Genomic DNA, 22,690 nt, shown 5'->3' on the forward strand with positions numbered 1-22,690 from the left:
CACCGGGATTCAGCCCGCCGCATCCGAATCGGCCTCGCCGGCCGGAACCCGCAGCATCAGCGCGGTACGCTCGGCGAGCGCCACCAGCTCACCCTTCTGGTTCAGGGCCCGGTGCTGGAAGACGACGATTCCGTTCGTCGGCCGTGACCGGGAATCCCTCTTCGACAGCACCTCGGTCTCCGCGTAGAGCGTGTCTCCGGCGAAGACGGGGGCCGGAAAACGGATTTCGCCGAACCCCAGGTTCGCGACTGTGGTGCCCTGGGTGAGCTGCGCGACACTGAGCCCGACCAGGATGGAAAGGGTCATCATGCTGTTGACGAGACGCTCGCCGAACTCCGTCGACGCACTGGCGGCGGCGTCCAGATGCAGGCTCTGCGGGTTCATCGTCAGCGTGGAGAAGAGGGTGTTGTCCGCCTCACCGACCGTACGGCCCGGACTGTGGGCGTAGACAACGCCGGTCTGCAGTTCCTCGAAATATAGCCCTCGCTGCTGAATTCGCTTCACATCTCCACCCGAATGTATCCGCAGTTTTCCCAGCCGCACAACATCCTGTACTGTACGGAGGAAGCAAGACGACTGTCAACGTTTACACCGACCCGTCCACACGCGACCCGGCCCGACTCATATCAGTTTTTCCGGTGCCGGTCGAGCCGGCCGCCCTTCACGGTGGCCAATATCGCTTTTCGATGTCGGTCGTGATGTCAGCCCGTATTCGAATTCCCGATCGGTCCGGAGCCTGCCGCGCCGGGTGGCCCGGCTCGCCCACACGTGCCGGGCCAGGCGGCCCGTCAGACCCGCCGGGCCCGCGTTCCACCGGTTCGGCGACGGTACCGGACAGGTCGAAGGACCGGCCCTGCTCGGGAAACAGGTCGCGGCCGGCGGGCCCACACCGAAACCGACAATGACTCGTGGCACGGACGGATGACTGCGGTGCGTTCTGGGAGAACCGCTACCGCCAGACGGAACGGATGTGGACGGGCGCTCCGAACGAGCTGCTGGTCCGCGAGATCAGCTCCGTCGGACCGACCACGGCGCTCGACCTGGGCTGCGGCGAGGGCGGCGACGCGGTCTGGCTGGCCGCGCGCGGCTGGCAGGTCACCGCGGTCGACATCGCGCCCACCGCGTTGGAACGGGTGCGGGAGGCCGCGCGGGCCGCCGGCGTCGCCGAACGCGTGACCCCGCTGTGCCGGGACCTCGCCTGCGGGCCGCCGCCTGGTGAGTTCGGGCTGGTCGTCGCGATGTTCCTGCACTCACCGGTCGGCATGCCACGCGGCGAGGTGCTCCGCGCCGCGGCGCAGCGTGTCGCCGCCGGCGGCACCCTGCTGGTGGTGGGCCATTCCGGTGCCCCGTCGTGGCAGCCCCGGACCAGCCCGCACACCCGCCTCACGACCCCCGACGACGTGCTCGCCGAGCTCGGCACAACGGTGCGGGGGTGGTCGGTGGACCTTCGGGAGGTGTACGAGGCACCGATGTCCCGCCCGAACGGGCAGGTGGGCTTCCGGGTCGAGAACGCGCTGCGGCTGGGCCGCCCGGTCTGAGACCGGGCGGCCGCGCCCATCGCCAGGTCGCCAGGAGGCGGGTCAGGCGGTTCGAGCGGTTCTGGTGCGTCAGGTGGTCACGATCGACACACCGGCCGTTCCCGGCGCGCCGTAGAGCTGGGCGTAGCCCACCCGGGGGTTACCGGGGACCTGCCGCTCACCGGCCTGGCCTCGGAGCTGCAGGACCAGCTCGTGGATCTGGCGCAGGCCGGAAGCGCCGACCGGCTCGCCGTTCGCGATCAGACCGCCGTCGGTGTTGACCGGCAGCCGACCGCCGATCTCGGTCGCGCCCTCGGCGAGGAGCTTCTCCTGCTCACCGTCGGCGCAGAAGCCGTTCTCCGCCATGTGGATGATCTCAGCGCCGGAGTCGGTGTCCTGGACCTGGATGACGTCCACATCGCCCGGGCCGATCCCGGCCGCCTCGTAGGCCGCGCGGGAGGCGTAGACCGTCGGCGCCTCGGCGGGCTCGACCGCCGCCCAGGAGCTGTGCACCTCGTGGGCCCCGTAGGTACGGGTCCGCAGCACGCTCGTCCGCAGGTAGATCGGGTTCGACGTGTACCGGCGCGCGATGTCGGCCCGGCAGAGCACGACCGCGGCCGCCCCTTCGTCCGGGCTGCAGAACATGTACTTGGTGAGCGGGTAGTTCAGCATCGCGGAGGAGAGGATCTCCTCCTCCGAGATCGCCTTGCGGCGGAACGCGTTGGGGTTCAGCACACCGTTGCGGTAGTTCTTCGCCGCCACCCGCGCCAGCGTCTGGTGCGAGATCCCGTGGTCGTGCATGTAGCGGTTGATCTTCATGCCGAAGAACTTCGTGGTGAGGAAATGGCCGATATCCCCGTACCACGGCGGAGCGCTGTAGTGGACCGGGTCCGCGGTGAAGGCGCCGAACGCGTGCTTGTCCATGCCGACGGCCACGCCGATGTCGTACTTGCCGAAACGGATGGCGTCGGCGGTGAGGTCCAGTGCGGTCGCGGCGGTGGCGCAGCCGTTGTAGACGTCCATGAAGGGGATGCCGGTCAGCCCGAGCAGGCCGACGACCGCGTCGGGGTTGTCCACCTCGCAGCTGCCACCGAAGGCGAACTGCACCTGCTTCCACTCAAGGCCCGCGTCGGCCAGCGCAGACCGGATGGCCTCGGCGCCCATCTGGATAGCGGACTTGTCACCGAAACGCCCGAAGGGGTGGATGCCCACCCCGATGATCGCGACGTCCTCCATCTCAGTTTCCTTCCTCTGCCGGCGCGAACGCGTAGGACATCACCTGGGTGCCGTCCCCGTCGGTACGGAACGGGTAGATCACCAGCTCCAGCTTCATTCCGAAGCGGATCTGCTTGGGATCACTCACGGTCAGGCGGCCCTCGACGCGCACGTCGTCGCCGAGCTGCACCAGACCCATCCCGAACGGCTTGAAGGTCTGCGGGGTCTCACCACTGGCGTAGGGCTCCTTCGGCAGGAAGTCCTGCGTCGTCCACGTCCACAGGGTTCCTTCCCGCGGCAGCAGGAGCTGCTCCATCTCCAGCTTTCCGCACCGCGGGCAGGAATCCTGGGCGGGAAAGGTCACCGCCGCGCAGCTCGCGCACCGCGCGCCGATGAGCTGTGGTTTCTCCGCGGGCCAGGTGAAGACGTCCGGAGCAAAGGGAACTTGGGCCATCAGAACACTCCTAGCATCTCGACCAGCCCGTAACGTGGTCACCGGCTTTGCCCAGGTGAATGAATAAGCCTTTTCCGTCGTCGACGCGAACCTGCGTCGCTCCTGACCGTGGGCCCTGAGCTGGAAAAGGCCGGTGGGAGCGGAACCGCGCCGCGCCGGAACGCGGCCGTCCGCGAAAGCGCACCGCCGACCCCCCTGCCAGGCGCCCGGCCACCCCTGCCCGTCTGGTGGTTGCGGCTGGCGCAGCACGGCCGGTGCGGGGACGGCATGCAACGGATTCCAACCCTCCGCGTGGTCAGCATCGTTTCGCCGGACGACGGCGATCAGCAGCCGGCGAATGCCGGCGGCCTTCGGGTAGGAGGAGCATATGCGCATCCGACCCGCACCCGCACGATAAGGATCTCCGCCGCAGGCGACGGCAATCCAGGCCGGACCAGGGCGGATACCCCTGGCACGCCGCCGTGATCCGGGCCGGAGCCGCGCAGGCCCGGCAGCACCGTGACCATGCCGACATGACAGGCCATGCCAACCCGATTCTGTGCTTTCCTCCTGCCGAGAACGCCACTCTCAGCCTGACGGCCACGCGGCCGAGCTCGGCGTCGACCCCGGCCAGATCTTTCTCGCCGGCGCCTCGGCCGGGGCGCATCTGGCGGCCATGTGCCTCGTGGACGACTGGCTGCCGATCACGTTGCGGGTGCGCGGCGTCATCCGGGGGGCCTGCCTGGTCAGCGGTGTCTACGAGCTGGAGACACTGCGGCACTCCTACCTCGGGGAGGCGTTTGGCCTCACCGCGGCCGAGGCCGTCCGCAACAGCCCGCTGCGCCACGTGTTCCGGGCCGCGAACCGTGCGCACCGGGCACACCAGCCCGGGGCGGGGCCGAACCAGCGGTCGGCGGGTGTCTCACACCGGCGGTGACCCACGGCCCGGCCGCATGACCAAAGTCGCTGAGCGCTCCTGCTTGTGACCCACAGAGAGTGATTCCGCCGATTCGCCACGTATCTTCGGGCGAAATGGCGAAATATCCGCTTCGTTCAAGTTGCGGGCGGTTCCGGTCCAAGGAGGGCTCGGCGGTGGCGGAGAAGATTGGTCCGGAGTTCGGTCCGTTGGCGGCTCTGGCCGGCGTATGGGAGGGCGACCAGGGCGTGGACGTCGCCTTCGGCAACACCGAAGGCAAAATGATCACAACGCCGTTCCGGGAGAAGATGACGTTCAAGCCGTTCGGCCCGGTGAACAACGGCGCCCAGCAGCTCTACGGGCTGGACTACCACATGATCGCGTGGCCGCTCGGCGAGGACAAGGCGTTCCACACCGAGATCGGCTACTGGTTGTGGGACTCCGTGCTCGGCCACGTCATGCGCTGCTTCATGGTGCCCCGGGGCCAGGCACTCATCGCCGCCGGCACCGTGGCGCCCGACGCGACCAGCTTCACGCTGCGTTCCGACCTCGGGTCCACCACGTACGGGATCCTCTCCAACCCCTACCTGGCCCGCGCGGCGAACACCACCGCCTACGAGGTGACCGTCACCGTGCGCCCGGACGGGTGCCTGGAGTACGAGGAGACCACCACGATCAACCACGCGCGGGTCGCCGACCCGGTCGCCCACACCGACCGCAACGTGCTGCGGAAGCTGTCCGCCTAGGCCTGGGCATCCCCATGACGGCACCCGGGCCGATCGGGGCCGTGCCTTTGAGCGTGACCGGGAACGCACGACGGTTCCGCGCGCTCACCACGGCCCCGTCTCCCAGGTGCCCACGCGACGTCCCTCGCCCACGCCCATCGGCCGGGAGCGTCCCGGTCGGTATCCCGCTGATCCACGACGGCCCCTCGCGGCGTCACAGACTGCTCCCGACACTGACGACGTAGACTGAGAGCCTTTCCGACTTATCCGGTCGGCTTTTCGTGGATTATGTCGTCAGGGGATGCCGCATATGAGCGCAACAGATGACCTGCTGGCCAACGCCGCCGCCTACGCCCGCGACTTCGACAAGGGCGACCTGCCGCTGCCCCCGGCCCTCGGTGTCGCCATCGTGGCCTGCATGGACGCCCGGCTGAACGTCTACGGCCTGCTCGGGCTCAGCGAGGGTCAGGCCCATGTCATCCGCAACGCCGGCGGCGCGGTGACCGACGACGAGATCCGCTCGCTGGCGATCAGCCAGCGCCTGCTCGGAACCCGCGAGATCATCCTCATCCACCACACCGACTGCGGGATGCTGACCTTCACCGACGACGGCTTCAAGGCCCAGGTCGCCGCCGACACCGGTATCCGCCCGCCGTGGGCGGCCGAGGCCTTCACCGACCTCGACGAGGACGTCCGCCAGTCGATCGCGCGGGTCCGGTCCAGCCCGTTCATCCCGCACACCGACGCGGTCCGCGGTTTCGTGTACTCGGTCGAGAAGGGCACCCTCACCGAGGTCAGCTGACCCTGCCTCGAGACATCCTGACGGCAGGATGCCGGGCGCCCGGCACGACATGTCCGGCGCCCGGCACGGGGCACGGGAGCCGGCGCCGCGCATCCGAACCCCGCGTATCTCCACGCCGCGCGGCCCAGCCGTGCCAGGCCGCGCCCGCCCCCCGCGGTGCCGCTCCCAGCCCGCCGACGGCTTCCTGCGCTGGGAATTCATGCTGACAGCGGTAATAGCGCCACCTTTGCCAGCCGCACAAAGCGGCACCTTTACCGGGCGCACAAATTCCGCGAAAAGCCGCATATCTGTTGACAGATCGCCGGCGCCTCACGAAGCTTGGTGACGCACCGAAACCGAAACGGCCACCGCGTCCACCGGCATCCCGAGCAGTCGGTCCCACGTGTCGGTCCTGGAGTTCCCGCCACCGTCTCCCACCCTCTTCGCGCGGTTTCCCTCCGTGCCGATTCATTCCCCGGCGTCCCGCGCCGCGGCCCTTCGCCGCGGAGTTTCTCGTCACGCCGCCACGATGCCCGGTGGCACGCGTGCCCGTTTCTGGAGAGGCGCTCGACCGAGCGCCTAATTTCCCGTGGAAATGGAGCCCAACATGGCCGAGCAGACAGTCGACTCCCCACTGGCCACCGACGGCCTCAGCCGAAGGAGGTTATTCGGCACGGCCGCGGTCGGGGCTGCCGTCGCCGGCGGCATCGTCGGCGCCGGCGCGTCGCCGGCGCGGGCCGCGACCACGGCGGCAACCGTGCCCACCACCGTCACGCGGGAGCGGGCGGTGGTCATCGGCAGCGGCTTCGGTGGCGGGGTCACCGCGCTGCGGCTGGCCCAGGCCGGTGTGTCGACCCTGGTGCTGGAGCGTGGGATCCGGTGGCCCACCGGCCCGAACGCCACGACCTTCTGCCGCTTCTCGAACATTGACAACCGGTCGTCCTGGCTGACCGACCACGCCACGATCGGCGGCGTCGTGAAGACCTGGGATCCCTATGTCGGCGTCATCGAGAGCGTGGCCGGCAACGGGATGACGATCAACTGCGGCGCCGCCTACGGCGGTGGCTCGCTGATGTACCACGGAATGACCCTGCAGCCCACGAAACAGCACTTCGCGAAATCGATGCCCGTGGCGGCCGGCCTGTATGACGAGCTCAATCTGTGGGCTTACCCGCTGGTCGCCCGCATGCTGGGAATCTCGACCATTCCCAATGACATCCTGAACACCGACCCCTACAAGTCGTCCCGCCTCTTCCGCGATGTCGCGCCGCAGGCGGGGCTGGAGCCGGTGGCGGTTCCACTGCCCATCGACTGGAGCTACGTGCGCGGTGAGCTGGACGGCCGCTACACGCCCACCTACACCACCAGCGACCTCGCGTTCGGCGTCAACAACGGCGGCAAGCGTTCGATCGACGTCACCTATCTCGCCGCGGCCGAGGCCACCGGCCGGGTGCGGGTGGCGACGCTGCACGTCGTCCGGGACATCGCGCTGGACGCGAACAAGCGCTGGGTGCTGTCGGTCGACCGCATCAACACCGGCGGAGTCGTCCAGGAACGCAAGAGCATCGTCGCCGACGCGGTCTTCCTCAACGCCGGCTCCGCCGGCACGACCCGCCTGCTCGTGAAGTCCAAGGCAAAGGGCCTGGTGCCGGGCCTGCCCGACGCCATCGGCACCCAGTGGGGCAACAACGGCGACCGCATCTACGCCTGGATCGGCATGAACGGCGACCCGGGCACCATCCAGGGCGGACCGGCCTGCGTCGGCGGCCGCGACCCGAACGCGACGATCCCCTACACGATCATCCATGCGGGCTCACCCGTGCCGACCGGCGGCAACAAGGTGCTGACCGTCGTCGGCCTGGGCATCGTCGACGCCGCGGGAACCTGGGCCTACGACGCGGCCAAGGACGACGCCGTTCTGACCTGGCCTTCCAGCGGCGACGCCGCGCTGCAGGCGCTGATCGCCGCGAAGATGCAGCAGATCGCCCAGGTCGGCGGCGGCATCATGAGGGACACCAACGCCCAGGCGGCGTCGACCTGGCATGCCCTGGGCGGCGTTCCGATGGGCTCCGCGGTCGACCTGACCGGCCGGGTGCTCGGCCAGCGCGGTCTCTACGTGCTGGACGGCGCGCGCATCCCGGGCTCGACCGGCGCGTGCAACCCGTCGATGACCATCGCCGCCCTCGCCGAGCACAGCATGGCGAAGATCATCCTCCAGGACGTCGGCCGCGTCTTCTGAGGCCGTTCCCTTCCCTGCCCGGCTGCCCCGGGCGTGACCACCACCGCCGTCCGTGCCCGGCGGCCGACGCGGAATGGTGGCGCGGCCCGGCACCGGGCATGGTTGCCCTGGGAGCCGATGCGACCAGGAGGTGCTCATGGCCAACGTCTCCGGTGCCGGCGCCGGGCTGCTCACCGACGCGTTCGGGCGGATCCGCGAGGTCGTGCACGAGGTCGTCGACGGGCTGAGCGCGGACGAGCTGAACAACCGCCCAGGCGGCCGGGCGAACTCCATCAGCTGGCTCGTCTGGCACCTGAGCCGGGTCCAGGACGACCATGTGGCGGACGTCGCCGGGTTTGACCAGGTGTGGTTCTCCGGCGGCTGGGAGCAGCGGTTCGGGCTCCCGGCGACGGCCGGCCCGGCGAACCGCTACCGGTCGATCGGGTACGGGCACAGCTCCGCCGACGTCGACACCGTCCGCGTCACCGACCCGGGCCTGCTCGTCGGCTACCACGACGCCGTCCACGAGCAGACCGTGCGCTACCTGGCCGGACTCGCCGACACCGACCTCGACCGGGTCGTCGACACGTCCTGGGATCCGCCGGTCACCCTCGCGGTGCGCCTGGTCAGCGTTGTGTCGGACGACCTGCAGCACGCCGGTCAGGCGGCGTTCGTCCGCGGGCTGGTCCACCCAGGCTGATCACCGCCGGCCCGCTGCCGGTACCCCGGCCGGCCCGTCAGTCGGCCGGAGTACCGCCTACGGGCACTGACGGGGCTCGGACTTCTCCGCCGCGGGCATCACGACGTCGTAGGCCCGCGCGGTCAGGGACAGCCCGTCCGGGCCGCTGGACGCCTCGACGATGTTCAGGTCCAGCGGCAGCTGGCCCACCGGGATCGGCAGCGCCGGCAGCAGCGAGCCGCCCGGAATCGGGATGGAGAAGTTGATGGCACCGCGCAGCGCGACCTCGCTGGGTACCAGCGTCAGGACGTTGTTGCGGACCTCGAAGGTCGTCACCCCGCCGACCTCCTGGGCCCCGAGCAGCGGGATGTCGACACGCCCGGAGATCTCGATCCGCCGACCGCCGTCGACCGGGTTGACCTGGATCTCACCGGGCAGCCCGGCCAGGTAGGTGTTCAGGTCGGAGTAGTCCAGCCGCACCGTCGCCCGGATGTCGTCGACGGGGACCTCCCCGACGTTCCCGGAGATCATGTCCCCGAGCGGCACGTGGATGCCGTTGAGCCTGGCCTGCACCCAGGAGATCCGCGGCCCCGGCGTGGGGATCCCCTCGATGGTCACGCCGATGTCCTTGAACGTGCCGGACAGGATCTGGGTGAGGAACGGGAAGCCGCCGATGGTGACATCACGCACCGTGGGCGCCGGCACACCACAGTCCAGGCCCTCGAGCACCGCGACCTTGATCTGCTTGGCCATCTGCCCCTCGGCCACCGCGACCGCGGCGCGGTCACCCGCGATGAGCAGGACCAGCACCACCAGCAGCGCCACCACGGCGCGCACCCCACGGCGGCGACGCCTCGGCGTCGGTGCCCCCTGGGCACCGACGGCCTGGGGACCATCCGGAGGCATCCCGGCACCCGCAGGCGGCCCGCCGACCTCCGCGGGCGGTGCCCCCCAGTCGGCGGGAGGGCTCCCATCACCCGGGTACGGTGCTTGCGTGACAGCGGCCGGAGCCCATCCGCCGGGATACGGGGCCCCCTCGTCGGGCGGCCGTGACCAGACGCTTTCCTCGGGGTGGGGCCACCCGCCATACCCGGGCCCGCTGCCTTCCGCGGACTCGTCCAACCGCCAGGTCGGCGTGGCTGCTGCCTGGCGGGTCGGCGGAATCTCCCCCACCGTCGGCACCGCGAGCTCCGCCGGATCCACGTGGTACGCCGCTTGAGCGGAATCCGCCTCGCGGCCGGCGTGCTCGGCATCGGCGTGCTCGGCATCGGCTGGTGTCAGCGGAGCCTGCGGCTGGGCACGACGCGGAAGACGCATCGTCGGATGGTCAGTGTCGGTGGACGGTGGTGCTGACGCCGCCGCCGGGCTCGACGGATCCACGGGCTGTTCCCCGTCACCGCCGTGATCCACCGGAACGTCTCCCGTCCTGTTCCAGTCCTGGAGACCTGGTAGCCGCCCTCGTTGCTCTGGGCATTGAGCCTACTGCGCTGCCGGCCCGATCCAGCCACCTCGACACCGCACGAGTTGACAGCATCCCGACTCCTTCGGGACCGGACCGGCGACCTCCCCCGCCACCGGCGTGTCCCGGACCAGGCGCGTCAGAGCAGGGCTGGCCAGGACAGCCCGGCCGGGCTGGTGCGCCGCAGCGCTTCGACGGTCTGCGCGGAGACCGGTGCGGTCACAAAGCCAGCGACGCCGTCCAGCAGGTCCATCACATGCACTTCGAAGGGAAGCAGCGGCCGGTCGCTCGCCCGGGCGCGCTGCCGCTCGGCGGTCGCGTCGATGATGAGCGCCATCGCCTGTGAGATCCGGTGCGCGCGCATGTGCTCGGAAAGGAACGGCAGGTGGGCTCCCAGCTGTTCCTGAAAAGCCCGTGTCGATGCCCGCATCGACGGTGACATGCAGTCGAAGACGTCACGCCGACCGTACTGCTTCAGCATTGCGACGAAAGTCAGGTAGTAGCTGTCCACCTCCTCGCTGTGCTCCATGAGGGTGCGGACCTGGCATTCCAGCAGGGAACGGAGGTCGTGTGACACCCGGGTTGCGACGAGATCCGCCCGGCGCTCGTGCAGGCGCGGCAGCCGGTATTCGAAGATCGCTCGAATCAGGCGGTCCTTGGAGCCGAAGTGGTACTGCACGGCGGAGTTGTTTCCGTTGCCCGCCGCGGCACCGATCTGCCGCAGCGAGATCCCGTCAATACCGTGAAGTGCGAACAGCCGCTCGGCGGAGAGGACGATCTGCTTCTTACTCGAAGTGGTGACCACCGGCATGGGCGGATGAAAGCATCAGGCGGCGCTCCCGGTCAAGCGACCCAACAGCTGATGACAGCGCGGCCTGCCCAGGTGACACCACGCCTGGACAGGCCACCGCGATACCTTCAGGGCTTCCTGCCGACACCGCAGGATTCCAGTGGCGCAAACGGCCCGTCCGGCTCCGGGTTGTTACGCCAGTATGGCGGCGAGACGATTCCCGGCGCGACGAGCTCAAGCCCGTCGAAGAAACGGGTGATCTGATCGACGGTTCGGTAGTGATATCCGTTCCCGACCGTGGTGACCTCGTTGAGGTCGGCCATACTGAGGTCTTTGTTCGTCGCCGGTACCGGTGCCGGGTCCGAGGTCCGGTCGTCGGAGCCGTCCTCCAGCACGAGGAAGCTTCCCGACGGCAGTTCCCCGAGCAGGTGGCGCACGATGGAGTAGGCCTCGTCGAGGTCCGCGATCAGACCCATGATCGACATGAGCATCAGGCCGACGGGCTGGGAGAAGTCCAGCGTCTGGCGGGCGAAGGCGAGGATGCGCGCGGGGTCGCGCGCATCGGACTCCAGGTAGGTGGTGACGCCCTCGGGCGTCCCGGCCAACAGCGCACGGGCGTGAATGAGCACCATGGGATCGTTGTCGACGTAGACGACCCGCGACTGCGGCGCTATGCGCTGCGCGACCTGGTGCGTGTTGTTCTCGACCGGCAGTCCGGTGCCGACGTCCAGGAACTGCCGCACCCCCTGTTCGGCCGCGAGGTAGGTGATGGCGCGGGCCAGAAACGCCCGTGACGCCCGCGCCACGTCCAGGATCTGGGGGAAGACGGCGATGGTCCGATCGCCGTGCTCCCGGTCGACGGGAAAGTTGTCCTTGCCCCCCAGGTAGTAGTTCCACACCCGGGCCGAATGCGGGCGGCTGGTGTCGAAGGTCGGGGGCGGATAGTCGGTCATGCGGTGTGGGCTCCCGTTCCGGACCCGGCCGGGCTGGGCGGTTCCTGACGGTACCGCCCAGCCCGGACCATGGTGGCTTCCGACTCCGCGCCGGCTGGTCACGTGAACCGGCTGGTCATGTGAACCGGCTGGTCATGTGAACCGGCTGTCGTGTGCCGGCTAGTTGAGCGAGATGTCGGTGTCGATGAACTCGTCGGTGACGACATCGGCCGGCTTCAGCCCGGCCGCCGGCGGGGTCCCGGCCTCGGTGAGGCCAGGGGTCAGCCTTGTGATCAGCTGCTGGACCCGCTCGGTGTCGAAGGTGCCGTACACGCCGTCCGCGCCGTTCGCGACCAGCCCGAGCTCACGCTGCCTGGTGTTGCCATCCGAGAGCAGACCGCTGGACAACTCGTACCCGGCGGTGTCCAGCCGGGACGTGACCTCGATCATCAGGTCGTTCGCCGGCTTCGGGTCGGCCAGGTAGTCGACCATCGCCCGCTGGAACAGGGGCACGAGCTTCGACAGGCACTCCCGGTTCTCCGCCAGCTTGTCCTTGCGGATGCCCAGCACGTTGGCGTAGGCGGGGTACTCGTCGCCGACCATCAGGTACTTCACCGGCTTCGCCCACTCGGCGACGTCGTGCTCCAGCCGGTACGGCTCGTCGGTGACGAAGCCGACCTGGACGAGCTTGCCGTCCTCGGCGACGAACCGCCGCAGGTCACCGTCGTAGGAGTTGTCGATCTGGGAGCGCTGGAAAAGTCCTTCACCTACGAGCGCGTTGAGGTACGCCTCGTCACCGACCAGCACCGTCCGGCCCGACCTGCCGATGTCGGCGAGCGTGCGGAAGTCCGACGACGGATCGCCCCAGAAGAACATCAGCGGCGTCTTGGCGTACGGCGCCAGCACCCCGACGGACGGGTGCTCGGCGGAGTTGCGGATCACCTCGTCCAGGTCGAGGTAGCCCAGCAGGATGTCGTCGTCCTTCTCGAACAGCGCGGAGGTCGAGTCGAAGGACACCGCCGGCCCACCGGAACGGATCTCGAGGTTGACCCCGGTCGCGCCGAGCGGCCCGGACACCCGGAACCTGCCCTCGTCGATCTTCGGGTTGGCCCCGAGCAGCTGGTAGGTCGCGCCGTAGTCGACCTCCGGCCACCAGCTGGTCTGGACGACCACGGTGTCGGGGCAGATCCCCTTCAGCGGCGTGTTGTAGCTCGCCGACGCGGCGGTCCCGGCACCGGCGGATGCGGACGGTTCGGTCTCGGACTCGGAGTCCCCACACGCGGCCAGGCCCACGGCCAGGCCCACGGAGCAGACCCAGGCCGCCACCGAACGAAGTCTCGTCACGTGCTCTGCTCTCCTCGGTTCAGGAAGGACGGGCAGAAGGGGAGGCACGGTCAGGCCCGGCTCGGGGACCGGCGAATCGCCAGCGTGAGCGCCCCGTCCGTATTCCGTGACCTCCACTTCCGGGCCAGCCTCCCACGCCCCACCAGACCTACAGCAACCAGGTGTCTCCATCACATTGCATACCGAAGCCGATGGAGACTTACCGCAACCATCCGAAGCGGACTGAAGTGGCTGATACCGACCGACCGCCGAGATAGGGTTCCGGCGTGCCAGACGGCCACCTCCCCCTACCGCCCGCCGCCGCGCCCCCGGCCGGTTCCCCACGCCTGCTCGGGCTCGCGGCGCGAACCGCGCGGACGGTCCTGCCTCCGCTCGCCGTCCTCGGCGTGGTGCTGGCCATCTGGTACGTCGTCTCGTACTGCTTCCTGGCCCCGCGGCGCCGCTTCCTGCTCCCGCCGCCCCACGAGATCGTCGCGGAGGGCTTTCTCGACCGCCGGGCCGCGGGCGAGATCCTCACCGCGCTGGGCGGCACCGCCGAGGTCGCCCTCGCCGGCCTCGCGATCGCCGCGGTGATCGGTGTCGCCGCGGCGATCCTGATGGCCCAGGCCCGCTGGATCGAGAACTCGTTCTACCCCTGGGCGATCCTGCTGCAGACGATCCCCGTGCTGGCGATCGTGCCACTGATCGGGTTCTGGCTCGGCTACGGCTTCTGGTCACGCACGGTCGTCTGCGTCGTCATCGCCATGTTCCCGATGATCACGAACACTCTGCTGGGCATCCAGTCCGTCGACGCCGGCCACCACGACCTGTTCACCCTGCGCCGGGTCGGCCGGTGGCGCCGGCTGATCCACCTGGAGCTGCCCAGCGCGCTGCCCGCGATCTTCGCGGGCCTGCGCATCTCGGCCGGCCTGGCCGTGATCGGCGCGATCGTCGGGGACTTCTTCTTCCGCCGGGGCGACGTCGGCATCGGCGCGCTCATCGACAACTACACCCGAGACCTCTCCTCGGGCCGGCTGTTCGCCGCGATCATCGCCGCCGCGTTCCTCGGCCTGGTGGTGTTCTGGATCTTCGGCCTGGCCGCCCGCCTCGCCGTCGGCTCCTGGCACGAGTCCGCACGCGGCTGACCCTCGTCCGCGGCTGTCAGTAACGCGATAGGGCAGGCCCACCCAGGGCGGCACGAGGCGGTCCGCGATGGACGCAACGTCGCTAACCTGATACCCAGCGGCGCCGCAGGCCTGACAGCGGCGGCGCCCAGCCAACGCGGGGGTGTCGGCGGTGCGAGGTATGCGGAGTCTGCGGGGGCACGCTGTCCGTGCCGGCTCGGTCACGCTCGCCGCGCTACTCGCCGTGCTGACCCTGCTCGGTGTGCTGGGTACCAGCCCCGGCGCGGCCGTCGTCCGTGTCACCGACGGCGGCGCCTGGCTGTGGAGCGCGACCAGGGGCTGGGTCACCCACGTGAACGGCCCGTCCGGTGAACCGGACTTCAACGTGGGTCTCGCCGCGGCCCGCGGGCATCCCGTCGAGCTGGCGCAGGACGGTGTGTCGGTCCTGGTCACCGATCTGCAGACCGGGATCGTCAGCCGCATCGACCCGGCGACGATGGATCTCGCCTCCCGCCGGTTCGGGCCGGCGGGGCCCGACGGCTCCGCCGGTGCGGTGCGGGTGGTGGCCCGCGACGACCTCGCCTTCGTGATCGAGACCGACACCGGCCTGGTGACCCGGATCGATCCGCGGACTCTCGACGTCATCGGTGAGCAGATCGCCGTCGGGGCACCCGTCACCGGCGCCGGCATCGACGCGGACCGTGTGCTCTGGGTGGTCGTCGCCGAACGCGGCGAGGCCATCGCGATCAGGGACGGCCAGCGGCTGGCCACGGTACCGGTCGCCACGCCACGTTCCGCGCTGGGACTCACCATCGCCGGTGGGCGGCCCGTGGTCGTCGACGCGACCTCACCCGCGCTGGTGCCGGTGACAGCCGCCGGTGCCCGGCCCGCGGTCAACCTCCCCGCACCGGCGGGCGGTCACCGGAACCTGCTGGTAGCGCCGACAATCGAGGGCCGTGTCGTCCCGGTCCTGGTCGAAGGCACCGGCACCGTGCTGCTCATCGACCTGGACGCCCATGGCGGGCACGGGTCGACGCAGCCGGTCGAGCTGGCCGGGCAGCGACCGTCACCGGACCTCGGCGCCCCGATCATCGAGGCGGGCCGCTTGTACGTGCCGGACAACGGCACGGGCCGCGTTCTCGTCTACGACCGGTCAGCGCGGCGGTTCGAAGCACCGATCCAGCTCGCCGGCGGCGCCGGCATGCTGACGCTGTTCGTCCGCAACGGCACCGTGTGGGTGAACAAGGCCGACGGGACGAGTGCCGTCGCGGTCGATCCGGAGGGTCACCGCCGCGACGTCGACAAGTACGCCTCGGACATGGCGGTGCCGGTGGCGAACGCCAGCACGAGTGTCCCGCCGCCACCGGTTGTCGTGCCGTCAGCGCCCGGGCGGCGGGTCCCGCCGACCGCCCGCCCGAGCCGCACCCCCAGGCCGACCGTGCCCGCACGCGCCCAGCCCGGTCCCGACCCGAATCCGGTTCCCGGCACAGGCCAGCCACCGACGACATCGGCTCCGGCTCGGCCACCGGACACGGCGACGGCGCCGCCGATCATCACCCTGCCGCCCACGACACCGCCGGCGGCCGCGCCGGGCCAGCCGTCCGTCACCGCGAGCTCCGCGTCCGGAGCCGTCATGTTCACGGTGGCCGCAGGCGCCGGCGGGCCTGCAACCACGTTCACCGTGAGCACGAGCCTGGGTACGAGCGAGACGCTGCAGGGCGCAGGGACCCTGACCGTGCCGACGACTGGCTGCCAGACCGTCTCCGCGACGGCGACCGCCACCGGGCCGGGTGGCACATCCATCTCCTCGGCACCGGCACAGGCCCTGGGCTGCGTCCCACCCGGGCAGGTGCGAAACCTCGACGTGGTCTCGGTCGGTCTGGGGACCGACGACCCGAAGCGCAGAATCACCTGGCAGTCGCCGCTCGCCGACGGCGGTGGGCCCCTTGAGTACGTCATCACCATCACGAACTTCGGTAACCCGGGTGAATACCCGCCGGAGACCTACACCACGACCGGATTCGTCTACGAGGTCGACGCCTACACCGGCGGTACGGACACCTGCGCCGCGTGCCAGGACTTCACAGTCCAGGCACGAAACGCGGCGGGTACCGGCCCGGGTCAGACCACCAGGGGGCGTTCCGGGTGACATCGGATCATGCCGGGGTGCCGGACCATGTGCTTCGAACCGGAGACGAACCCGTGCCTGCGGGCGGGGCCGTTCTCGGTGTGTTCTGCCCGCCCACAAGCTCGCCGACCAGCTCCCGCAGCAGCTCGAAGCCGTCCTCGCTGAGCACCGACTCGGGATGGAACTGCAGGCCGGCGAACCCCGGCCCGCGCAGCGCGTGGACCGCGGCGCCGGGGCCGCCGCGATGTTCCTCGGTGTCCCGGTCGAGTTCGACGGTGCCGTACGGGGTGGCGAGCTGGCTGTGCGCGGCGACCGCGGTGAACGTCGAGTAGAAACCGACCCGGCGCCGGTGCCCGAAGACGTCGATCTCGCGGCTCAGCCCCTGGCAGGTCTGCTCCCACCGGCGCAGGCGCAGCCCGAGCAGGTCGGCGAGGATCTGGTGTCCCAGGCAGACGGCGAGCAGCGGCTGGCGGCGGTCCAGCGCCGCGGTGACGACGGAACGCAGCGTCGTCATGCGCCGGTCGTCGCGCACGGTCGGGTCACCGGGGCCGGGGCCCGCGACCACCAGGTCGAAGCCGGTGGTGTCCCCGACCTCGTCCCAGCCGCGCACCGTCACCGCCAGGCCGAGGCCACGCAGCTGGTGCGCGAGCATGCCGCTGAACGCGTCCTCGCCGTCGGCGATCAGCGCCGACCGGCCGTCGAGCGCGGACCGGGTGCGCGGGCCGGTGCCGCGGTCACGCAGCCAGAAGCGGGCCAGCCGCTCGGTGCGGGCCGCGAGCGCGGTCACGACCAGCGGATCGTCCTGGAACGACGGCGCCTCGAACGACGGCGCCGCGGGCGACAACGCTGCCGGCGACGGCGGCACCGCGGAACCGGGCAGCCCCGAGCGCCGTGGCCGGGGCTCGGGGCGTACACCGAGGGCCGCGAGTATTCCGGCTGCCTTGGTGTGCGTCTCCGCGGTCTCGCCGGCGGGAGTGGAGTGACGGACCAGGGTGGCGCCGACCGGCACCCGCAGCTCACCGGTGGGTGAGATCTCCGCGGTGCGGATCAGGATCGGCGCGTCGAGGGTCTGGCAGCCGGCGTCGTCCCGGCCGAACAGGGCCAGCACGCCCGCGTAGTACCTGCGGCCACGCCGCTCGTGCCGGGCGATCACCCGGGCCGCGTTCTCCAGCGGACTGCCGGTGACCGTCGGCGCGAACATCGTCTCCCGCAGGACGTCGCGCACATCGAGGTGGCCCCGGCCGACCAGCAGGTACTCGGTGTGGACGAGGTTCGCCATCTCCTTCAGATACGGCCCCAGCACCTGACCGCCCGCCTCGGCGACCCGGGCCATCATCTTCAGCTCCTCGTCGAGGACCATGTGCAGCTCGTCGATCTCCTTGCGGTCGGCCAGGAAGCTCAGCAGCGCGTCCCGGTCGGGGCCGGTGGCGGGCAGCCGGTGGGTTCCGGAGATCGGGTTCATCATGACGAGTCCGTCCGACACGCTGACGTGCCGTTCGGGGGTGGCCCCGACCAGCACCCGGGTTCCGGTGTGGACGACGAACGTCCAGTAGGTGCCGCGTTCGCCGACGAGCAGCCGGTGCAGCACCGCGAGCGCCGCGGCCAGCGGCGGGCCGGCGATGGAGGCGGTGTAGGTGCGGTGGATGACGAAGTTCGAGCCCTCGCCCTGCCCGATCTCGTCGCGCAGCACCGCCGCCACCGTGCGCGCGTACTCGTCGTCGTCGATGTCGAAGCCGCCGCCCGCGCAGACGACCTCTCGCTCGGGCAGGCCGCTCAGGGCCTGCAGGGCAACCGGCAGGGCGACCTGTTCGGAGCCGCCGATGCGCAGGCATTCCAGCGGGGTGCCGTCGTCGACGCAGGTGAAGCCCCGTTCGGCGAGCTGCCGGTAGGGGACGAGGGCCAGCACCTGCGGCCCGGCCGGCCCCGGTGGCAGGTCGATGTCGGCGAGCCGGGTAACGGTCTCGACCGTGCCGGTGAGCACGTCGAGATGGTCGGCACCGTCGCGGCGGATCATCGCGAAGGGGCCGGGGTCGGTTCCAGCGGCGAGCGCCGCGAGCAGGTCGTGCAGCAGGGGCATCGTCATGTCCTCGGTGGCCGGGGGCCGCCGCGACCGGGCAGCCCGCCCGCGATGAGGAGACGACGGCGGCCGCCCGAGGGGGCGGCCGCGTGAAGGGAGCTACGCGCGAAGGAGGTGGGCCGCCGCCGGAGCGGGCCACCAGAGATTCGTCAGGGTCGTCAACGCGCGCACCCGGTCACTGTACCCGGGTCGCAGCGGGAATCCAGCCGCCCCGCCGGGCAGCGGAAAGGGCTCCGGGCACCCCCCGACGAGCGGTTCGGGGGTGCCCGGAGCGCGGTGCGTTCTCCACTGACGGTGGCGGTCCGGTAGGACGCGACCGTCAGGGCTGGGCCGTCAGGACGCGACGGTCTCCTTCACGGCGGTCGTCTCCTGCGCGGCGGTCGTCTCCTGCGCGGCCGGCGCAGCGGGTGCCGGCTGCGCCGCTTGCGGCGCCGGGGCGGCCGCGGGAGCCACCGCCTGCGTGGCGGCGGCAGGATCGATGATCCGGTCGCCGAGCACGGCCAGGTCGAAGGACTGCCGCGCCATCCAGAACCGCAGGAAGCCGGTCAGCGAGTACCGCAGGAACAGCGCCGCGCCGGCGACAGCCGCGGTGACGCCCCCCAGTCCCAGGGTGATCGCGTCCCGCTGGACCAGCGGGTCGCGGGTGCCGTGTGACATCGCGTAGGAGGTGACGGCCAGTGCCGCACCCGCCACCATCAACACCACGCCCAGGCGCATCCACAGCTGTGGCCGGCCGGCCGCCGGGTCGGGGATCTTCAACTCCCCGAGCTCGCGGACGAAGCGGTCCGCGCGCGAGTCAGTCGTCATGTGGAACTCCCCAGATAGAGGGCGGATAGTTCGGCGCGCAGCTCGTCGGGGGCGCCCTCCCGTTCGACCCGGCCCCGCACCAGCACCGCCGCGTGGTCGGCGATGCCGAGCACCGCGGCGGCGAACTGCTCCACGACCAGGACGCCGACGCCGTGGCTGGCGATCTCGGCGACCTGCTCGTAGAGGCGGGCCACGACCAGTGGGGCGAGCCCCATCGACAGCTCGTCGAGCAGCAGCACGGCGGGGTCGGTGGCCAGGCCCCGGGCCAGCGCCAGCATCTGCTGCTCGCCGCCGGACATGCTGCCGGCGGGCTGGTTGGCCCGCTGCGCGAGGATCGGGAACCGTTCGAACGCGATGGTCTCGATCTCGTCGCGGGAGTGACCGGTGAAGGTCATCATCAGCAGGTTGTCGCGGACGGACAGGTTGGGGAAGACCCCCCTGCCCTCGGGGATCAGGCACACGCCGGCCCGCGCCAGATCACGCGGGTTGGCCCCGGTCAGGTCCCGCCCGCCGAGCATCAGCTGGCCGGACAGCGCCGGATGGGTTCCGGCCGCGACGTTCAGCGACGTCGTCTTGCCGGCGCCGTTCGGGCCGAGCAGCGCCACCACCTGCCCGGCCGACACGCTCAGGTTCACCCCGTGCAGCACGGTGATCCTGCCGTAGGCGGCGCGGACGTCGCGCAGCTCGAGCAGCGGGGGCGGCTGGGGCGCCGTCACCCCGCCCGCCCCACTCGCACTGGTCATGCCGGTCATGCCGCATCCCCCAGGTAGGCCGCGAGCACGACCTCGTTGCGCCGGATCTCCTCCGGACGCCCGGAGGCGATCACCTTGCCCAGGTCGAGCACGTGCAGGTCGTCGCAGACGCTCATGACCAGGTCCATGTCGTGCTCGACGATCAGCACGGTGGTCCCCTCCGCGGCGAGCGAGCGCAGCAGGTCGGCGAAGCGCTCGGTCTCGTCGGGGTCCTGGCCGGCGGCGGGCTCGTCGAGCAGCAGCACCTTCGGCCGCGCGGCGAGCGCCCGGGCGACCTCGACGAGGCGGGCGACGCCGGTCGACAGGGTGTCGGCCGAGGTGTCCGCGAGCCGGGTCAGGCCGACCCGGTCGAGGATCTCGTCGACCAGCGCCGCGGCCTGGCGCCGGTGCGCACCGAGCTCGGCGGCGACCAGCAGGTTGTCCCGCACGCTGAGGCGACCGAACAGCTCCAGCCGCTGGAACGTGCGGGCCAGCCCGTGCCGGCTACGCCGGGTGGGACCCAGCCGGGTGACCTCGTGGCCGTCGATGAACACCTGCCCGGACGACGGCCGGCGCAGGCCGGAGATCACGTCGAACAGCGTGCTCTTCCCTGCCCCGTTCGGGCCGATCAGGCCCGTGATGCGGCCTCCCTCGACGGAGATGGCGACGTCGCTGAGCGCACGCACCCCGCCGAAGGCGACCGTCACATCCCTAACCTCCAGCAATGCCACGGGCCAGCACCTCCTCGTCCTCCCGGCGCCACCCGCGGCGCACGCCCCACCATTCGACGGGGACGTCCGATGCGGCGGATCTGGCCTGCCGACCTTCCAGGGCCTGCGCGATGGCCTGGGCCGCGACCAGCGCGAGCAGCGCCAGCCAGAAGGTCGTCCAGCCGTCCAGCACGTCCTGGAGCTGGAGCGCCCACAGCGCCGCCAGCGCGACGCCGAGCACCCCCAGAACGGGCTTGTTGCGGCCCACCGCCTCGTAACCACTGCGCACCTCGGCAACCGCCCCGTCCGGGTTCTTGGCGAGCCCGAGACCGGCAAGGGCCGGCATGAGCGAGGTGACGTTCTGCGCGAAGGTCCCCGCGGCGGCGATCACCGGGAAGGAGCCGCCCAGCGCCAGACCGGTGAACAGGCCGTTGCCGACCGCGGTGAGACCACCGACGACCGCCACCAGGTACAGCGGCAGCCCCGCGACGAAACTGAACTGGTCACCGCTGACCGAACGCTGCTGCATGCCGTAGAGCGCACCGCCCAGACCGGCGATGCCCGCGGAGAGCGCGAAGACCGCCATCTTGGCCAGCAGCAGGTTGCCGCCGAGGGTGGCGTACGCCGCCTCGGAGTCGCGCAGGGCGATCAGCTGACGTCCGAAGCGACCGCGCCGCAGCGCCATCACCGCGATCGACGCCAGCGCCAGCCAGACGGCGGCGAACACCATCAGCTCGGAGCCGTCGTCGAGGTGCCAGCCGAACAGCGACGGCCCGGCGACGTCGACCGCCCCGCCGTCGAACAGCGAGATCTTCAGGCCTCCGATCTCGAACGAGGGAAGGGTGAAGATCCACCGGTCGAGGATGAACGCGAACGCGGTCGTGCCGAGCGCCAGGTACACGCCGGACAGCCGCAGCGCGGGCAGCGCGATCAACGCACCGACCACCGCGGAGACCACCACGGCCAGCGCGAGCGCCCACAGCTCGCCGTGCCCGCCGGCATGGGCCCAGACCGCCGCGCCGACACCGGCCACGCTGAGCTGGCACAGCGAGATCTGGCCCGCATAGCCCGCGAGCGGGATGTAGGACAGCGCGATCACACCGAAGGAGAAGATCTGCCCATAGGTGATCAGCTCACCCTCGCCGAGCAGCGAGGCGAGCACGAGACCGAACACCACGATCGCACCGGCGAACAGCAGCGTCCCACGGACCGACGGCACCGGCACCGGGCGTGCCTTGGTGTCCCGGCCCCGCAGCCGCCGGTGCGGGAACACCAGCAGCGCCAGGAACAACAGCAGCGCGGGGGCCGCCAGCCGCAGACCGGGCAGGTACTGGTTCTGCGGCAGGTAGCCGGTCAGGTAGCTCTCCAGGCAGCCGACCACGATCGCGCCCACGAAGGTCAGCGGCAGGCTGCGCAGCCGGCCGAAGATCGCCGCCGTGTAGGCGCTGACGATCAGCAGCGACAGCTGGGCGGCGTCCAGGGTGACCGCCGGGGCGATGAGAATGCCCCCGATGGCCGCCAGCTGGGTGCCGAGGATCCAGGCGACCTTGTTCGCGCGCACCGGATTGGCCCCGGTGAGCCCGACCAGGGCCCGGTCGTCGACACTCGCCCGCATCTCGGCACCGACGCGGGTCCCGTAGAGCAGGACCCGCAGGCCGATGGCCACCACCACCGCCACGATCATGGTGATCGCCTGATGCCAGGTGATCGTGGCGGGGCCGATGTCGATCGAGTCCGCGTTCTCGAAGAACTTCGGCAGCGACCGGGCCTCGTTCGGGTCCCAGACCCACCGTGAGATGGCGATCAGACCGCTGAGCATCGCGACGGTCATCACCAGCCGTTCGGCGTCGCCCATGCCCTGCACCGGGCGCAGCACCAGGCGTTCGACCAGCAGGCCGAAGCCGGGCGCGAGCACCGCCAGGACAAGGATCAGCGCGAGCGGTACCGGCAGCCCCCAGCCCTCGGTGAGCTGCCAGTACGCGAACGCCGCCATCATGCCGGCCGCACCGTGCGCGAAGTTGAACACGCCGGTGGTGGTGTAGGTGAGCACCAGACCGCTGCCGATGACGGCATAGATGGCGGCGGTGCTCAGACCCACAATCCCGAAGGTGAGGAACTGTTCCAT

The 22,690-nt window shown here is 70.8% G+C and carries 19 protein-coding genes and 1 pseudogene; 8 read left to right on the top strand and 12 right to left on the bottom strand.

Annotation, left to right across the window (positions count from 1 at the left end; translation table 11 throughout):
• Nucleotides 1-9: 9 nt before the first annotated feature.
• Nucleotides 10-504, bottom strand: coding sequence for a MaoC family dehydratase (locus tag FREUN1FDRAFT_RS03010; protein WP_006538464.1), 495 nt, complete (start codon nt 502-504; stop codon nt 10-12).
• A gap of 404 nt (nt 505-908) precedes the next feature.
• Between FREUN1FDRAFT_RS03010 and FREUN1FDRAFT_RS03015 the strand changes: the two genes are divergently transcribed.
• Nucleotides 909-1,538: a cyclopropane-fatty-acyl-phospholipid synthase family protein gene (locus tag FREUN1FDRAFT_RS03015; RefSeq protein ID WP_006538465.1), complete on the top strand. Its 630-nt coding sequence runs from the start codon at nt 909-911 to the stop codon at nt 1,536-1,538.
• Between the two features lie 69 nt (nt 1,539-1,607).
• Here the strand turns inward: FREUN1FDRAFT_RS03015 and FREUN1FDRAFT_RS03020 are convergent, their stop codons facing one another.
• Entirely contained in the window at nt 1,608-2,753 is a 1,146-nt protein-coding gene (locus FREUN1FDRAFT_RS03020; RefSeq protein ID WP_006538466.1) for a thiolase family protein, read from the bottom strand.
• A gap of 1 nt (nt 2,754) precedes the next feature.
• Nucleotides 2,755-3,186: a Zn-ribbon domain-containing OB-fold protein gene (locus tag FREUN1FDRAFT_RS03025; RefSeq protein ID WP_006538467.1), complete on the bottom strand. Its 432-nt coding sequence runs from the start codon at nt 3,184-3,186 to the stop codon at nt 2,755-2,757.
• A 523-nt stretch (nt 3,187-3,709) separates the two neighbouring features.
• On the opposite strand from FREUN1FDRAFT_RS03025, the pseudogene FREUN1FDRAFT_RS03030 reads away from it, so the two are divergent.
• From FREUN1FDRAFT_RS03030 to FREUN1FDRAFT_RS03050, 5 genes and pseudogenes are all read left to right on the top strand, one after another.
• Nucleotides 3,710-4,102: pseudogene (locus FREUN1FDRAFT_RS03030) on the top strand (alpha/beta hydrolase); the annotation flags it as partial.
• Between the two features lie 155 nt (nt 4,103-4,257).
• Complete coding sequence (locus FREUN1FDRAFT_RS03035; protein WP_006538469.1) at nt 4,258-4,827, top strand: heme-binding beta-barrel domain-containing protein; 570 nt, start codon at nt 4,258-4,260, stop codon at nt 4,825-4,827.
• A gap of 289 nt (nt 4,828-5,116) precedes the next feature.
• A complete protein-coding gene (locus FREUN1FDRAFT_RS03040) occupies nt 5,117-5,608 on the top strand; it encodes a carbonic anhydrase (RefSeq protein WP_006538470.1) in 492 nt (163 codons plus the stop codon).
• A 586-nt stretch (nt 5,609-6,194) separates the two neighbouring features.
• Nucleotides 6,195-7,826: a GMC oxidoreductase gene (locus FREUN1FDRAFT_RS03045; RefSeq protein ID WP_006538471.1), complete on the top strand. Its 1,632-nt coding sequence runs from the start codon at nt 6,195-6,197 to the stop codon at nt 7,824-7,826.
• A 136-nt stretch (nt 7,827-7,962) separates the two neighbouring features.
• Nucleotides 7,963-8,505 (top strand): DUF664 domain-containing protein, encoded by a 543-nt coding sequence (locus FREUN1FDRAFT_RS03050; RefSeq protein ID WP_006538472.1) that lies wholly within the window; start codon nt 7,963-7,965, stop codon nt 8,503-8,505.
• Nucleotides 8,506-8,562: 57 nt separating this feature from the next.
• Here FREUN1FDRAFT_RS03050 and FREUN1FDRAFT_RS03055 read toward each other — a convergent pair whose 3' ends face one another.
• From FREUN1FDRAFT_RS03055 to FREUN1FDRAFT_RS03070, 4 genes are all read right to left on the bottom strand, one after another.
• On the bottom strand, nt 8,563-9,801 hold the full coding sequence (locus FREUN1FDRAFT_RS03055) for an LmeA family phospholipid-binding protein (protein ID WP_157474257.1): 1,239 nt from the start codon (nt 9,799-9,801) through the stop codon (nt 8,563-8,565).
• 281 nt (nt 9,802-10,082) lie between these two features.
• Nucleotides 10,083-10,754 carry a TetR/AcrR family transcriptional regulator gene (locus FREUN1FDRAFT_RS03060; protein WP_006538474.1) on the bottom strand — a complete coding sequence of 224 codons (672 nt, stop codon included), beginning with the start codon at nt 10,752-10,754 and terminating at the stop codon, nt 10,083-10,085.
• Between the two features lie 107 nt (nt 10,755-10,861).
• The gene (locus FREUN1FDRAFT_RS03065) at nt 10,862-11,686 is read right to left on the bottom strand and encodes an SAM-dependent methyltransferase (protein WP_006538475.1); all 825 of its coding nucleotides are present in this window, start codon (nt 11,684-11,686) and stop codon (nt 10,862-10,864) included.
• Nucleotides 11,687-11,845: 159 nt separating this feature from the next.
• Complete coding sequence (locus tag FREUN1FDRAFT_RS03070) at nt 11,846-13,009, bottom strand: hypothetical protein (protein WP_006538476.1); 1,164 nt, start codon at nt 13,007-13,009, stop codon at nt 11,846-11,848.
• A gap of 266 nt (nt 13,010-13,275) precedes the next feature.
• Here FREUN1FDRAFT_RS03070 and FREUN1FDRAFT_RS03075 point away from each other — a divergent pair, with 266 nt between their 5' ends.
• Complete coding sequence (locus FREUN1FDRAFT_RS03075; RefSeq protein ID WP_006538477.1) at nt 13,276-14,133, top strand: ABC transporter permease; 858 nt, start codon at nt 13,276-13,278, stop codon at nt 14,131-14,133.
• A gap of 160 nt (nt 14,134-14,293) precedes the next feature.
• On the top strand, nt 14,294-16,261 hold the full coding sequence (locus FREUN1FDRAFT_RS03080; RefSeq protein WP_006538478.1) for a hypothetical protein: 1,968 nt from the start codon (nt 14,294-14,296) through the stop codon (nt 16,259-16,261).
• 7 nt (nt 16,262-16,268) lie between these two features.
• Here FREUN1FDRAFT_RS03080 and FREUN1FDRAFT_RS03085 read toward each other — a convergent pair whose 3' ends face one another.
• From FREUN1FDRAFT_RS03085 to FREUN1FDRAFT_RS03105, 5 genes are all read right to left on the bottom strand, one after another.
• A complete protein-coding gene (locus FREUN1FDRAFT_RS03085; RefSeq protein WP_006538479.1) occupies nt 16,269-18,317 on the bottom strand; it encodes an anthranilate synthase family protein in 2,049 nt (682 codons plus the stop codon).
• Between the two features lie 333 nt (nt 18,318-18,650).
• A complete protein-coding gene (locus FREUN1FDRAFT_RS03090; RefSeq protein ID WP_006538480.1) occupies nt 18,651-19,124 on the bottom strand; it encodes a hypothetical protein in 474 nt (157 codons plus the stop codon).
• Nucleotides 19,121-19,876, bottom strand: a complete 756-nt coding sequence (locus tag FREUN1FDRAFT_RS03095; RefSeq protein ID WP_006538481.1) for an ABC transporter ATP-binding protein — start codon at nt 19,874-19,876, stop codon at nt 19,121-19,123. The genes FREUN1FDRAFT_RS03090 and FREUN1FDRAFT_RS03095 overlap by 4 nt, the downstream gene beginning before the upstream one ends.
• On the bottom strand, nt 19,873-20,586 hold the full coding sequence (locus FREUN1FDRAFT_RS03100) for an ABC transporter ATP-binding protein (RefSeq protein ID WP_006538482.1): 714 nt from the start codon (nt 20,584-20,586) through the stop codon (nt 19,873-19,875). Before FREUN1FDRAFT_RS03100 ends, FREUN1FDRAFT_RS03095 begins: the two co-directional genes overlap by 4 nt.
• Entirely contained in the window at nt 20,567-22,690 is a 2,124-nt protein-coding gene (locus FREUN1FDRAFT_RS03105) for an ABC transporter permease (RefSeq protein ID WP_006538483.1), read from the bottom strand. Before FREUN1FDRAFT_RS03105 ends, FREUN1FDRAFT_RS03100 begins: the two co-directional genes overlap by 20 nt.

The sequence above is a fragment of the Parafrankia sp. EUN1f genome, from assembly GCF_000177675.1.
Classification (GTDB): domain Bacteria; phylum Actinomycetota; class Actinomycetes; order Frankiales; family Frankiaceae; genus Parafrankia.